The sequence below is a fragment of the Streptomyces sp. NPDC097640 genome (assembly GCF_040302705.1).
Classification (GTDB): Bacteria; Actinomycetota; Actinomycetes; order Streptomycetales; family Streptomycetaceae; genus Streptomyces.
In genome coordinates this window covers 13,279-26,332 of sequence record NZ_JBEOSB010000017.1, presented here as the reverse complement: position 1 = coordinate 26,332, position 13,054 = coordinate 13,279, and the positions used below count along the sequence as shown (strand labels likewise).

Annotated in this window: 10 protein-coding genes; 5 read left to right on the top strand and 5 right to left on the bottom strand. The window is 73.5% G+C overall.

The features are described from left to right. Positions 1–10: 10 nt before the first annotated feature. From ABTY62_RS25805 to ABTY62_RS25795, 3 genes are read right to left on the bottom strand one after another with little or no spacing between them, the layout of a single operon-like run. A complete protein-coding gene (locus ABTY62_RS25805) occupies positions 11–1,558 on the bottom strand; it encodes a hypothetical protein (protein ID WP_352131811.1) in 1,548 nt (515 codons plus the stop codon). Next, complete coding sequence (locus ABTY62_RS25800) at positions 1,536–2,333, bottom strand: hypothetical protein (RefSeq protein WP_352131810.1); 798 nt, start codon at positions 2,331–2,333, stop codon at positions 1,536–1,538. The genes ABTY62_RS25805 and ABTY62_RS25800 overlap by 23 nt, the downstream gene beginning before the upstream one ends. Further along, entirely contained in the window at positions 2,330–3,016 is a 687-nt protein-coding gene (locus ABTY62_RS25795; protein ID WP_352131809.1) for a hypothetical protein, read from the bottom strand. Before ABTY62_RS25795 ends, ABTY62_RS25800 begins: the two co-directional genes overlap by 4 nt. 342 nt (positions 3,017–3,358) lie before the next feature. On the opposite strand from ABTY62_RS25795, the gene ABTY62_RS25790 reads away from it, so the two are divergent. Continuing rightward, positions 3,359–4,075, top strand: a complete 717-nt coding sequence (locus tag ABTY62_RS25790; protein ID WP_352131808.1) for a 4Fe-4S single cluster domain-containing protein — start codon at positions 3,359–3,361, stop codon at positions 4,073–4,075. Between the two features lie 25 nt (positions 4,076–4,100). Here ABTY62_RS25790 and ABTY62_RS25785 read toward each other — a convergent pair whose 3' ends face one another. Further along, positions 4,101–5,267, bottom strand: coding sequence for a macro domain-containing protein (locus ABTY62_RS25785; RefSeq protein WP_352131807.1), 1,167 nt, complete (start codon positions 5,265–5,267; stop codon positions 4,101–4,103). 237 nt (positions 5,268–5,504) lie between these two features. Between ABTY62_RS25785 and ABTY62_RS25780 the strand changes: the two genes are divergently transcribed. From ABTY62_RS25780 to ABTY62_RS25765, 4 genes are read left to right on the top strand one after another with little or no spacing between them, the layout of a single operon-like run. Then, a complete protein-coding gene (locus ABTY62_RS25780) occupies positions 5,505–7,997 on the top strand; it encodes a protein kinase domain-containing protein (protein WP_352131806.1) in 2,493 nt (830 codons plus the stop codon). Then, a complete protein-coding gene (locus ABTY62_RS25775) occupies positions 7,994–9,631 on the top strand; it encodes a hypothetical protein (protein ID WP_352131805.1) in 1,638 nt (545 codons plus the stop codon). The genes ABTY62_RS25780 and ABTY62_RS25775 overlap by 4 nt, the downstream gene beginning before the upstream one ends. Continuing rightward, entirely contained in the window at positions 9,631–11,760 is a 2,130-nt protein-coding gene (locus tag ABTY62_RS25770) for an AAA family ATPase (protein ID WP_352131804.1), read from the top strand. The genes ABTY62_RS25775 and ABTY62_RS25770 overlap by 1 nt, the downstream gene beginning before the upstream one ends. Beyond that, on the top strand, positions 11,757–12,356 hold the full coding sequence (locus tag ABTY62_RS25765; RefSeq protein ID WP_352131803.1) for an FHA domain-containing protein: 600 nt from the start codon (positions 11,757–11,759) through the stop codon (positions 12,354–12,356). Before ABTY62_RS25770 ends, ABTY62_RS25765 begins: the two co-directional genes overlap by 4 nt. Positions 12,357–12,402: 46 nt before the next feature. Here the strand turns inward: ABTY62_RS25765 and ABTY62_RS25760 are convergent, their stop codons facing one another. Beyond that, complete coding sequence (locus ABTY62_RS25760; protein WP_352131802.1) at positions 12,403–13,035, bottom strand: RES family NAD+ phosphorylase; 633 nt, start codon at positions 13,033–13,035, stop codon at positions 12,403–12,405. Between the last annotated feature and the right edge of the window lie 19 nt (positions 13,036–13,054).

The window sequence follows — 13,054 nt, the reverse complement described above, 5'->3', positions numbered from 1 at the left end:
ATCCACCCCCTCAGTGCGGCAGCAGCGGCCACTGCCGCGACAGCCGCATGGCGGCCTCGGTCACGGCGGGGTCCGCGGACTGGACCGCGAGGCCGTCCAGATAGGCGTGGGCCGCGGCCTCGTACAGGTCGTCGACGGCGTAGAGGCGCGCCTCGTGGGCCGCGCGGCGGGCTCCGGCGCGGTTGTCCAGGGTGGCCTCGGCCTCCTTGGCGCGCTCGGCACCGGCGACGTCCGCCTCGGTCTCCCGCTCCAGCTCCCGCAGTTGCTCGGCGGTGGTGCGGTACGCCGCGAGATACGGGTGCTCCGCGCCGAGACCGATCAGGAGGGCGATGCCTCCGGAGAGCAGCAGCAGCGCCACGAACATCAGAGAGACGCTGTGCGGGTCCAGGTGCAGGGACTCGATGAGGCTCGGCTGGTTGCTGATGCTGTCCCTGACGTCCTTGGGCACATCGGACGGCAGCTCCAGCGGGGGCTCCTCCTGGAACGCCACCTTGGCCCGCAGATCGCCCAGCGCCCACGCCCCGTACGCCCAGACGCCGATCAGCGCGAGGGCGGGCACGGCCGACAGCCGGACCGCGCCGGTGACGGAGCGGTGCCGCAGGATCCGGCCGCCGATGTGCGGGGCGAGGATCATCGCCACGGCGACGGCCACGGTGAGGCTGACGGAGAGCAGATTGGCGAAGGCCCCGACGCCGTGCAGATTCTCGAACACGGTGTAGTAGACGGGGAACTCGACCGCGATCAGCAGCACCAGCACCCCGATCTTGATCCACCGCGGCATGCCGGGGCGGGCCGCCGCGCCCTCCCAGGCCGCCCTGGTGGACAGGGCCCGGTCGGCCGCGTCGGGCTCCTGCGCCGCCGGGTCGCGCTCGGACACGGCCTGCCAGCGGTCGTGGTCCCGGGTGGTCTCCGGCTCGTCGTCGCGATGCTGAGCCGCTGGGGGGTCCGTGGTGGGGTTGTTGGCGGCGTCGGTGCCGTCGGACCAGTCGGGAGGCATCCGGTTGCGCAGCCAGCGCCGCTCGAAGCTGCCCCGCACGGTGTCGCGGAAGGTCTGCCACCGGTCGGCCCGCCGCGCCAGCCGGTCCAGCTGCGCGGTGGTGACCATCTGCTGCTGCTCCAGGACGGTGCGCCGCCGGTTCCCCCGCGCCAGCCGTTCGCCCGCGGCGGTGGCCGCCGCCCGCACCCGGGCGGCCTCCAGCGCGCCGTCCTCCTCGGCCCGTGCCGCCTCCTCGGTGAGCCGGTGCCTGACGCGGTCGCGCAGGCTGGACAGCTCGGCGAAGTACGGGATCCGGTCGGGGCTGCCCAGCACCCAGGGGTCGAAGACATCCCGGGCACCGGCCGCCGCGCCGCGCTTGCGGGCCCGGTCGAGCAGCCAGGCGCTGTCGTTGGCGCGGACGACATCCGACTCGACGGGGTCCGGCTGCGGCAGGGCACCGTCGGGGAAGTGACGTGCGGCCGCGCGGCCCCGGCGGCGCCCGCGGTCGGCGTCGGGCCTGCGGCGGCGCAGTCTCAGCCGCCGCGGCTCCTCGTCGTCGCTAACGGTATGTGGTGTGGACACGTGCCTTCACCCTCCCCTCCAGGAGCTCCGTCCAGAAGGAGTTGAACTGGTCGTACCGGGCGGTGTCGGCGCCGTACTTCATGCCGTAACCCACCGGGTAGATGTCGGCGCCGGACAGCTCCGGCTTGTGGTGGGACTTCAGGAAGGCGTCGATGGTCTTCCCTCGGCTCGCGGCGGTGGACAGGTCCTGCCGCCCCAGCCGGAAGTCCGGGTCGCCCTGGTCGAAGTCGCTCACCACCAGCACATCGAACGAGTCGTCGTCGCCGGACGGTTTGGTCAGCGCGACGCGCGACAGGCCGCCCAGCACATCGGAGCCGGGCTCCTGCTCCTGTGCGCAGCGCAGCAGCTTCAGCGCGCTGGAGAGGGCGACCGCCCGCATGGCCTTGCGGGTCCGGTCGCGGTCGGCCGTCTTCGAGGTGTCCGGGTCCAGGTCGAGCGGGCTGACCTGGCACTTGGACGCCTGGGACACCTTGGTGATCGGAGCGAACGACGTCTTGCGGCACTTGTTGTCCGACAGGAAGGTGTTCAGCGTCGCCTCGAGCTTGGCCTTTGCGTCGAAGCCGGTCTTGGTGGCGGCGGCCGAGCCCGAGCCGTCGACCACCACGCCGCACGCCTGGGAGTAACGCTTCGGTTCGTTGGACACCGCGTCGCAGGCCGTGGCGGCGGTCGCCGCCAGGGCGAGCACCAGCGCGGCGGGCAGCGCGCGGCGCGTCTTCGGCGCCCTTGGTGTCCCTGGTGCCCTTGGTGCCTTCGGCGCCGGGCTGTTGACGGTCATGGCGCGCTCCTCGCGTCGGCACGGTCGGCGTTCTGCCGCTCGAGTATCTGGAGCGCCCGGGACGTGGCCGTCCTGGCGCCCTCGTCGTCGTCGGCCAGCAGCCAGACGTCGGGCCGGTGCCAGGACGGGTCCAGCTCCACCCGGCCGGGCAGCCAGTCCCCGGGCGGGCGCCGGACGAGGCGCACGAACTGGGGGTGGGAGGCGCGCACCGCGTCCCAGTAGCAGGCGAGTTGCTGGTTGGCCTGGTCGGCGACGGCCTGCGCATGCGACCGGCAGCGGTCGACGCTGGTGCGCCACTGGCCCACCCACTGGCCGTACCGTGCGAGCGCGGCGGGCCTGGGGTCCTCCCGGACGTCGTACTGGGTGACCACGCGCACCGACTCGGCGCGCAACTTGCTGATGAGGGCGTGTTCCTGCCCGATCATCGAGGAGCGCATCTGCTCCATGGCCCGGCGGGCGGTGGTCCGCACCTCCATGACATACGCGGGGAGCGGCAGTTCCTCCGGGTCCGGCGGATCGATGAGCACGGGCGGCTCGTCCCGCCGCCCCTCGAACTGCCGGACGGGGATGCGGGGCACGCCCCGCTCGCCGTCGCGCTTCCCGCGCCATCGGGCCCTGAAGCGCGCGGTACGGCCGAGGTGTCCCCGCCGCACCACGCGGTTGACGCTGTCGGTTCTGATCATGGATATCTGTCCCCCGATTTCCCTCGGCGTGGAATTCGGCTCCGGAAGGCCGCATCATGGGTGCGGAACTCCGCTTCCCTTCCCGAAGCGGCACGGCAATCGAACCGAATACCTGTTTCAGACCGTAACGGTCAGGTCATACCCGGGAATGCTCCCCGCCCGGCCCGCTCCCGAAAACGCCCGGAAGCCGCCCGGAGAACGCCCCCGTAGTCCGCTGACGCCAGGTCATACTGGAATGGTTCCGCAGGACTTCATCGACTCGATCATGGAATATCGATCATGGAATTGGGAAGGAACGCGCGGAACGCGACGCCAGGCGACGCCGGGAAAGGAGACAGGCCGGTGGAAAACGCCCCCATGGGTCCGGAGCTGGTACCGGTGCTGCTCCGGGTCAGCGAGACACACTTCCCGGTCGAGACCCTGGGGCCCGGGCGGCGGCTGGGCATCTGGCTTCAGGGGTGCGGGCTGGCCTGCGCCGGGTGCATGTCGCGGCACACCTGGGATCCGGAGGGCGGCGACTCCCGTACGGTCGCGTCCCTGCTCGGGCTATGGCGCGCGGCGCTGGCCCAGGGAGCCGACGGGCTGACGGTCAGCGGCGGCGAGCCGCTCGACCAACCGGCGGGTCTCGCGGCGCTGTTGGCCGGAGCTGCCGAGGCCCGCGCGGAGGCGGTGGCGCCGGGCGGCCCGGCGGCCGGTCGCGAGGTCGACATCCTTCTCTACACGGGATACGAGGAGGAGGAAGTGGAGCGCGACGCGGCGCGCTCCGCCGCCGTCCGCCACGCCGATGTCGTGGTGACCGGACGGTTCCGGGTGGCCGAGCCCACCGAGTTGGTGTGGCGCGGCTCGGCGAACCAGCGCATGCTGCCGCGTACGGCACTGGGGCGGGCGCGCTACCAGGCGCATCTGGCCCGGGCGGCGAGCGGGTCCCGTCTGCAAGTGGTCGAGGGGGAGGGCGATGTGCGGCTCTACGGGGTGCCTCGGCGCGGCGAACTTGCCGCGCTGGAGCGGCGGCTGCGGCAGGTGGGGGTGCGCCTCACGAGGCCCAGCTGGCGGCCTTGAGCGGCGGGCGGGGTTGCGGTGGCGGTTACAGCGCGCCCACGGCCTCGGCTATCTCCCGGCTCCTGACCACCAGATGCACCCGCCAGCGCGCGTCCCGGGCCAGCTCGTCGCGGATCGCCCAGCGCAGCCAGGTCGCGCTGACCGCCGGCGCCAGGCCGCCCCGGCCCGCGCCCAGCAGCGGAAAGCAGATGGACGACAGGGCGGGCTGGTAGCGGTCACGCTCGGCCCGGGCGAGCGCGAAGCACGCGCCGACCGCGCGGGCGATGGTCTCCGGGCGTACCTGGTACGTGTCCTCCTCCGGCGTGGCCACCGCCGCGTGGTAGATCCGCCGGACCCCGCGCGCGGCGAGCGCCCCCGACGACGTGGGCACCACCGTGCCGGGCCGGATCGGCAGTCCGGGGCGTCCATGGGCGCGCAGCCACGCGGCGAGTTCGCGCGCGAGCACATCGTCGACGATCTCCCCGGCGGGGTCGCGCACGGCGGCGGCGAGGCGCAGCGCGCCGGACACGGTGGGGCGGAAGGTCTTCGACATCTCCAGGTAGACGTTCTCCGAGGAGACCAGCACCTCGATGTCCCGCAGCAGTTCGATGGGCGACACATGGACGGTGAAGGTGCTACGCGCGTCCACCGGCACGCTGTCGACCCGCAGCGGAGGCTCCTGACCGGCCCGGCGGCCGCCCGGTCCGCCTTGCCTGGCCTGTCCGCCCTGTCCGCCCTGCCCGCCCTGTCCCCTCGGCCCGTCCTGCTCATGCTCGTACGGCCCTTCGGAGGCGGAGAATCCCAGCCGCTCCCGCAGGACGGTCAGCACGGCCTCGGCGAGCTGCTCCATCACATCCCGTTCCTGCCGCTTGCGGAACCCCTCCGTGCTCACCCCGTACACGGCGGCCGCCAGCTTGCGGCGGTCGGCGGCGGCATCGCCCCGGCGGTCGGGGAGCAGCCCGAAGGTGTGGGCCGCGGCGCGGCCGAGCACGCCGTTCTCCCCGAGCCGCCGGACGGCCTCCTTGAGCAGGGCCTCGATGCCGGCCGGGGCGTCGTCGGGGCCGTCGCAGAAGCCGCCCGCCACGGCCGCCGCGCGCAGCGCCGGCCGATCGGTTCTGCGCAGGTCGGCCAGTCCCGGCCTGCGGATGCTTTTCAGTTCGTTCAGGAGTTGATCGTATGTGGGCAGATCTGGCGGCAATGGCTCCTGACTCATGGTCACCAGGCTAGCGACGGCAGCCCGAAGAGGAAATCGCTCCCACAACCGCCGCGCCAGGCCGGATAGCGCTGTACCAGCGCACCGCGCTTTGCGGCCCTTTGTGGCTCTCGGCAATTCCCGGCCGAGCCGGCCGGGCAGGAACACATTTCCGATTTCTAGAGCCATGAGAGCCATGAGAGCCATGACTTTCTTGATCAACAAAGGCAACGCCCGCCCGCGTACGAGGTGACCGAGATGACCCAGCCCCCTGAGGACCCGCCCGCCACGGAATACGAAGACCCCGGGGAACCCGCCCCCGGCGAGGAACACCGCACGCCCGAGGAGCCCCGGGAACACGGCGCCGGACCGCCGCCCACCGAACAGGAGGACCCACCACCCCCACCCGCGGCCGCGGCGGCCGGGGCGCTCACCGAGGACGAGCTCCCCGGGACGGGACCCGCGCAGGCCGCGCACGGGGGACGCGACCTGCGCGGGGACACCGCCCTGCTGCCGCTCTCGCTGCGCGACCGGTTCCGGCTGCGGGCCGTGCTGCGCCGCCCCGAGCACCCGTACCAGGCCGCCGTCTACCGCGTCGAGGACGACCGCGGCACCCACATCCTCAAGTGGTACCACCGCGGCCACGGCCCGGACCGCACGGTGTGGGAGCTGCTCGGCGACCGTCAGCGCCGCCACCTCACCCGCTTCACCGAGCGCGACGACACCGGGGCGGACGGCCATCCGTACGACCTGGCCCCGGCCCACGGCGAGACCGACCTGGCGCGATACCTCATCGACAACCCGGGCCCCGTCGGCCCCGCCCTCATCCACCGCGTCGTACGGCAACTGCACGAGGCCCTCACCACCCTGCACGAGCTGCACATCGTGCACCGGGACCTCAGCCCGGCCAACGTCGTACTCGGCAGCCTCGACCCGGACGCCCCGAACGCCCCGGACCTCACCCTCGTCGACTTCACCCTGTCCGCCTACGAGCCCGGCGAGCGCTACACCCGGAACGAGCGCTGGGTCGGCACCGCGCGCTACATGTCCCCGCAGGCGTCGCTGCGCAACCAGCTCATCCACCCGCCCGCCGACTGGTGGTCGCTCGGGATGATCGTCGCCGAGATGGCCGGCGGACGGCACCCCGTCCCGTTCACCGACAACGACCTCGTCCGGGAGGAGATCAGCTCCCGCGCCCCCGACCTGGTACTGGTCACCGACGACCGGCTGCTGCTGCTCTGCAAGGGGCTGCTCACCCGCGACCCCGAACACCGCTGGGGGACCGACGAGGTGGCGCAGTGGCTGGTGGGCGGCACGCCACCGATCGCCCCCTGGGAGGCGGGCGCCGCCCCCGGCGCCTCGGACCCGGCCGAGGACCCGGACATCGAGCCGTTCGCGTTCCTCGGCGAGCAGTACACCCGGCCCAAGCAGCTCGCCAGGGCGTTCAGCGAGAACTGGCGGCAGGCCCGGCACGTCCTGTCCCGACGGCGCGCCCGCGGGGAGTTCACCGGCTGGCTGCGCCAGTTCGAGGGCAGGGCGGGCTACGACGCCGACACCCTGGCCACGCTGCTCGGCCTCCTGGCGGACGAACCGGGGCCCGCCACGCTGGTCCGCCTGATCTCCTGGCTCGGCCCCACCCTCGACGCCTCCTACCGCGGGGCGCCGCTCGACCCCGCGGGGCTGCGGGAGTTGCTGCGGGCGGCCGGGCGCGGCGACGAGTTCGCCCTCTCCGTCGTCCAGGACCTGGCGGACCACACCATCCTGCCGCTGCTGGAGGAACGGCCCGGCGGCGAGGGGCTCCGCGAGGTGCACCAGCGGTGGCTGACGGCCCGGTCCCGCTGGCCGCACACCGTCGACCAGGTGGTCACGGAGTCGCCCCTGCTGCGCGCCGCACGCGCCGAGGTGCGCGCCGCCACCCGGCTCGACCGCACCCGGCTGGCCGCGCTGCTGTCGCTCGCCGCGGCCCCCGTGCCGCACCGGCGGCGGCTTCTGGACCGGGCCGCCCGCACCCAGGCCGAGCTGGAGCAGCCGGTGGCCTGGTACGGCCGGCTGGTGCGCGACCCCGACGACCTGGTGCGGATGCAACTGGCCGAGTGGCTGACCGGGTTCGCCGCGCAGGAGTCGGCCGAGGCGCAGGGCCGGATCGACCAGCAGCGCGCCGTCCTGCGCACCGAGCGCGACCTGGACGTGGCCACGCTGTGGGTGCGCAGACAGGACATGCTGCCCACGCTCGGCTGGGCCCTCGGCGGGGCCCTCGTCCTCGTCTGCCCATGGATCCTCATGATCGGCGCGAGCGACCTGGCGGGGTGGGCCGCGCAGAGCACCGTGCTGACGGCCTGGATGCTGGCCCTCCCGGCGGCCGCCTTCGTCCCGGCGCTGGAGATGTGGGCGGCGTACCGCATCGGCAGCCCCTTCTACCACCCGGACCGCTCCCTGGCCGGGCTGCTGATCCGCCGCGCGCTGCCCGCCGCCCGCTTCATACGGAGCCCCGGCGCCCGCTTCCCGGTCCGCGGCCTGCTGCTCCTGCTGCCGCTCGGCCTGATGTGGCTCACCGTGGTCTACGCGGCCTGGGTGTGGCCGCTGGCCACCGTGGCCGCCCTCGCCTGGTGGACCTGGCACCGGCTGCGCCGCTGGCGCCGCTACCTCGCGGAGCTGCGCGGCCGGGACGGCCGTCCCGGCCGCGGCCGGGCAGCCGGCCCCGGCCGCCGGCGGACGGCGGCCACCACGCCACGGACAGGAAACCTCACATGAGTTCAGCAGCAGCCCTCGCCAGCATCGACGACGTGGTCCCGTATCTCTTGGAGCCCCCTCCGGATTTCAGCCTCATTTCGGAACCCGGCGCCCTTCCGCAGGCCGTCCCGAACACGGTGCCGGACGCAGGGGTACCGCACGATGTCGCCCAGAACCCCGGGCTGTCGGGCCATATCGACACGGGAGTCGGCCAGCACTTCGTCGACGCCGCCCACAACGCCGCCGGGCACACGGTCGACGCGGCCATGCACCAGCTGCACGACATGGTGGTGCCCGCCCTGATCGGCCTGAGCGCGCTCGGCGGCGCCCTGCTCGTCGGCCGCGCCACCATGGCCGGTGCGCAGCTCCTCGCGGCCGCCGCCATCCGCGCCGCCAAGGACCAGGCCGAGCTGGAGCAGCGGCAGTTGGACGCCCGCCAGGCGGCCGAGTGCTGGAAGAACGCCGCCTTCGCCGCGGCCCGGTCCAACGCCCGCCTCGGCGCACTGCACGCCCGGGTCCGGCGGGCCGGCGGACCGCCCGGCCTGCCCGACCTGCCGCCTCCGCTGAACCTGACGGGCATGAGCCTGGAGCAGGTGTGGTGCCGGCTGGCCGACACCGACCGCCGGGTGCGCGGCGCCGAGGCCGCGTACGCACGGGCGACGATGGAGGCCGCCGGCGGCCCGGTGTCCGTGCCTCACCTCGATGGCGATGGCGCCGACGGGGGCTGGCACGCCAAACTGCGCGCCCGGCGCCACCAGGTGCTGGAGGAGTACGAGCAGGCCGCCACCGAGGCCGAGGCGCGGGCCGGGGCCCCGCAGCCGCCGCGGCCCTCCACGGTCACGCTGACCGAGGAGGAGGTGCTGCGGCGCGGCGCCGACCTGCTGGCCATGCTCCCGCACAACACGTCCGCGGCGGACTACCGGCTCGTGGAGGAGAAGATCGCCAGCGCGGCGGAGATCGTCGCCCGGCGGCCCAGCAGCGCCAAGCTCCATCTGCGGGAGGCCGCCCGCTTCGCCGAGCGGCTGACGCGCGAGGCCGAGCGGCGGCAGGAGACCGAGGAGTGGGCGGCCCAGCGGCTGGCCTTCCTCCGGGACGTACCCCCCGGCGTCCCCGGCCCGCTGCCCGACGCCACGGCGGAGATCGCGGTCCTGGAGAACTTCCTGGACAAGGGCGGCACTCTGGAGGAGACCGAGCGCCTCCGGGTCGAGGCCCGCGTCGCCGGGCGGGTCGACGCGTACCAGCGCGCGTACGCCGCGGACGTGATCCGCGCGGCGGTCGAGCACTCGGCGCCCGAGGCGGTCAAGCGCTCCACGTCCGGAACGGCCCAGGTGATCGACTGGACCCCGCCGGGCTGGGGCGACGAGCACTGGCTCCGCGTCAGGGTGGACGCGGACGGCTACGCCAGGGTGGCTACCATGCACCGCGACCGCGACCCGGCCGAGGAGACCGACGCCGACCGCGACCTCGACTGGCGGCGGTGCGTCGAGTCCTCCGAATACCTGAAGGAGTTGCAGCGGCTGACCGAACAGGCGGGCCTCAGCCTGCCGTTCGTCTTCGACAAGCCGCCCAGGCGGCCGGTCCCGCGCACCCGATCCTGTGCGAACTACCGGCCCCCGCCCAAAGCCCGCCGCCACGACGACGAGGACCCGCGCTGATGACCGAGACAGAAACGCCGACCGCGGCCTCTCCCACCTCCCCGGCCGGGCTGCGCCGGGGGGACCGCGGGCTCCCGGCCTTCGCCGAAGAACTGGTCGGCACCCTCAGCGTCCACTCCCAGTACGTGCTGCACGGCAGCATCCGGGACGTCCACCTCGTCCGGCACGACAAGAACCCCGACGACGGCGGCGCGGACCGCCAGTACGACGCCCACCACACCCTCACCGAGGTCCTGTGGAACGCCCTGTGGCAGGAGGGCTACGAGGCGCTGATCCGCTTCGACATCGCGGACGGCTTCACCGTCGTGACCGGCCCCGCGGCCCAGGAGGTGCGCGAGCTGCTGCACGGCCGCGACACCCCCAGGGCCGCCCGCGCCCAGCGCGCCGACACCCCCGTCCACCTGGCCGAGGCCGAACAGACCCTGCGCTCGATCGTCACCGGCTGGAAGCAGCCGGGGCAGCGGGCGAAGAAGACCCCGGACGGGCGCCCGCGCCCGGACACGCCGCAGCGGCAGCACCCGTACCGCGTAGTGCTGCTGATCGACTACGCCGCCCGTATCCCCACCGATGTCACCCGCCTCAGCGACCCGGAACGGGACTTCTTCCTCAACTGCCTCAAGCTCGCCGAGGACGCCCGGCCGATCCCGGACCAGGACAGCGGGCGGCGGCTGTTCAACCCCCTGATCTGGCTCGCCGACGGTGAACGCGACCTGCCCACCTGGCTGGTGGCCGGCAGCGAGCGGGTCCGCACCATCGGCATCCCCCTGCCCGACCTGGGCAGCAGGCGGCGCATGGCCCAGCTGCTCGCGGGGGAGCACGTGGCCAAGTCCGGTCGCGGGGGCGCGGACACGGGCACGGGCACGGGGGGTGTGAACGGGCAGATACGGATCGACAAGGAACAGCTGGGCACACAACAGCCGGGCGGCGCGGAGCGGGCGCCGGACGAACACGACATCGACACCTTCGCCAGGGCCACCGCCGGGCTGACCCTGCGCGCGATGCGCGAAAGCGCCCGTATGGCCCTCGACCGCGGGCTGTCGTTCGCCGAGATGCGGGACGCGGTGCGGGTCTACCAGCTCGGCGTCAAGGACAACCCCTGGCAGGCGGATTACGTCCGCGAGCAGATCAGGAACGGCGAGGCGTACATCCGCTCGCGGGTGAAGGGCCAGGAGAAGGCGGTCGGCAAGACGCTCGACATCCTCAAGCGCGCCGCCCTCGGCCTCTCCGGCGCCCAGGCCTCCCACCCCGGCAGCCGCCCGCGCGGTGTGCTCTTCTTCGCGGGCCCGACGGGCACCGGAAAGACGGAGCTGGCCAAGTCGGTGGCCCATGTGCTGTTCGGCACCGAGGACGCGTGTCTGCGCTTCGACATGAGCGAGTTCTCCTCGAAGCACTCGGTGGACCGGCTGCTCGGCGCGCCCCCCGGATACGTGGGCTACGAGGCGGGCGGCGAGCTGACCACGGCGGTGCGCAACGACCCCTTCCGGGTCGTGCTGTTCGACGAGATCGACAAGGCCGACAAGGGCGTGCTCGACAAGTTCCTCCAGGTGCTGGAGGACGGCAGGCTCACGGACGGGCAGGGGGTCACCACGTACTTCAGCGAGTGCGTGCTGATCTTCACCTCCAACCTCGGGGTCAGAAAGCGGACCGGCGGAGGGAGCGGGCGCGGAGGGCGGGTGGCCGAGCCGGGCATGCCGTACCACCAGCTGGAAGAGATCATCCTGACCAACGTCAAGGAGCACTTCGTCGAGGAGATCGGCCGCCCGGAGCTGATGAACCGGCTCGGCGGCAACGTGGTGGTCTTCGACTACATCGACGCCAAGGTGGCCGCCGAGATCTTCGACTCGCAGGTCGGCAACATCCAGCGGGTGCTGCGGGAGGAACAGGGCGTGCATCTGCGCCTCTCCGATGAGGCGCACCAGGCGCTGTCCGCCCACTGCACGGCCGACGTCGACAACGGCGGCCGGGGCATCGGCATGCTGCTGGAGACCCATCTGATCAACCCGCTGGCCCGCGCGCTCTTCGACCAGGAGGCGCTGGCGGGCACGGCGGTCACCGTCACCGGCGTACGTCCGGCCGCGGACGGGACGGTGGCCCTGGACCTGCGGGTGGTGCGGGGGGACGGCCGGTGAGCGACGGAAATGGCTGGTGGCAGGAGCCCGACAGCGAGGACGAGGAAGGGGAACAGCCGCAGCATCGGAACCAGGAACGGGGACCGGAACGGGGACCGGAACGGGAGCCGGAGCAGAAGCCGGACCCGAAACCGGAACCGACGTCCGGAATCGCCACGTCCACACCCTGCTGGAACTGCCGTGAGCCGGTCGCCCCCCGGGACCCCGGCTGCGCAGCCTGTGGCCGCACGCGCACCCATGCGCTGCTGGTCTGCACCGATCCCTGTCTGGAGCTCAGACACGGCTCCGGGCCGGAGCCGCTCGCCCTGGGCCGCCACCCGGACTGGGCGCCGGACACCGCCGCCCTCTTCGCCGACCGGCCGAAGGTCTCCCGTCGCCATGTGTCGATCACGGTGGAGCCCGACGGGAGCGCCTGGGCCGAGGAGCCGCCCGAGGGCAGCCACAACGGCACCTTCATCAACGGCGCCAAGCTCATGCCGGGCATCCGCACCCCCCTGCGCGACGGCGACCAGCTCCGGCTCGGCCTGCGGATCAGCATCACCGTACGGCTTTACGGCACCGGCACCGGCCCCGGCCCCGGCCCCGGCGTCGGCTGAGCCGGGCCGGGGCGCGGGGCGGCCACCCCCGTGCCGCCCCGCGCGCTCACATCCGCATGCCGGGCGGCACGATGACCGCCCTCAGCGGAGCCAGGAGTTCGTTGGCCACGCTCGTCCCCTCGAAGGTGCCCAGGTTGTGGGCGTGGCCCGGCACCGCTTTCAGCGGCTCCGCCCCGCAGCGGTCGCCGAACAGCACCAGCGCCTGCTCGGGACGGTTGCGCCGCGACTGCCACAGCAGCCCCTGGGCGCGCGGCACCTGCCGCCGTATCTCCCGGGCCCAGGCGCGGGTCTGCGCGTAGCCCGGCCCGTCGGTCTCCAGCAGCCACGAGGTCTGGAACACCGCGGCCAGTTCCCGCTCCGAGAACAGCCGCACCAGGACCAGGTCCTCGGTCACCCGCAGCTTGGCCAGCGAGCGGATCGCGGCCTGCGCCCACGGCACCTGGCGCACCCCTTCAGGGCCGCTGAACTCCACGTCCCGCAGAAGCACTTCGGCCAGCGCGGTGGTCGGGTCCAGGCCCGCGTACAGATACGGGTACGGGTCCTCCGAGGTGCCATCGAAGCGGCTGCCGCCGAAGTGGGCGTGCGCGGCGACCGGGTTGAACTCGGTGCAGGGGAAGGTGGTCTGGTGACACCGCCACAGCTCGGTGCCGGCGTCCAGACCGACCAGGGTCGGACTCATGCGCGCGCCCTCGGGGGGC

Coding starts and splice junctions, on each gene's coding strand:
- ABTY62_RS25800 (WP_352131810.1), bottom strand. CDS start 2,333: ATGACCGTCAACAGCCCGGCGCCGAAGGCACCAAGGGCACCAGGGACA.
- ABTY62_RS25795 (WP_352131809.1), bottom strand. CDS start 3,016: ATGATCAGAACCGACAGCGTCAACCGCGTGGTGCGGCGGGGACACCTC.
- ABTY62_RS25785 (WP_352131807.1), bottom strand. CDS start 5,267: ATGAGTCAGGAGCCATTGCCGCCAGATCTGCCCACATACGATCAACTC.
- ABTY62_RS25780 (WP_352131806.1), top strand. CDS start 5,505: ATGACCCAGCCCCCTGAGGACCCGCCCGCCACGGAATACGAAGACCCC.
- ABTY62_RS25775 (WP_352131805.1), top strand. CDS start 7,994: ATGAGTTCAGCAGCAGCCCTCGCCAGCATCGACGACGTGGTCCCGTAT.
- ABTY62_RS25770 (WP_352131804.1), top strand. CDS start 9,631: ATGACCGAGACAGAAACGCCGACCGCGGCCTCTCCCACCTCCCCGGCC.
- ABTY62_RS25760 (WP_352131802.1), bottom strand. CDS start 13,035: ATGAGTCCGACCCTGGTCGGTCTGGACGCCGGCACCGAGCTGTGGCGG.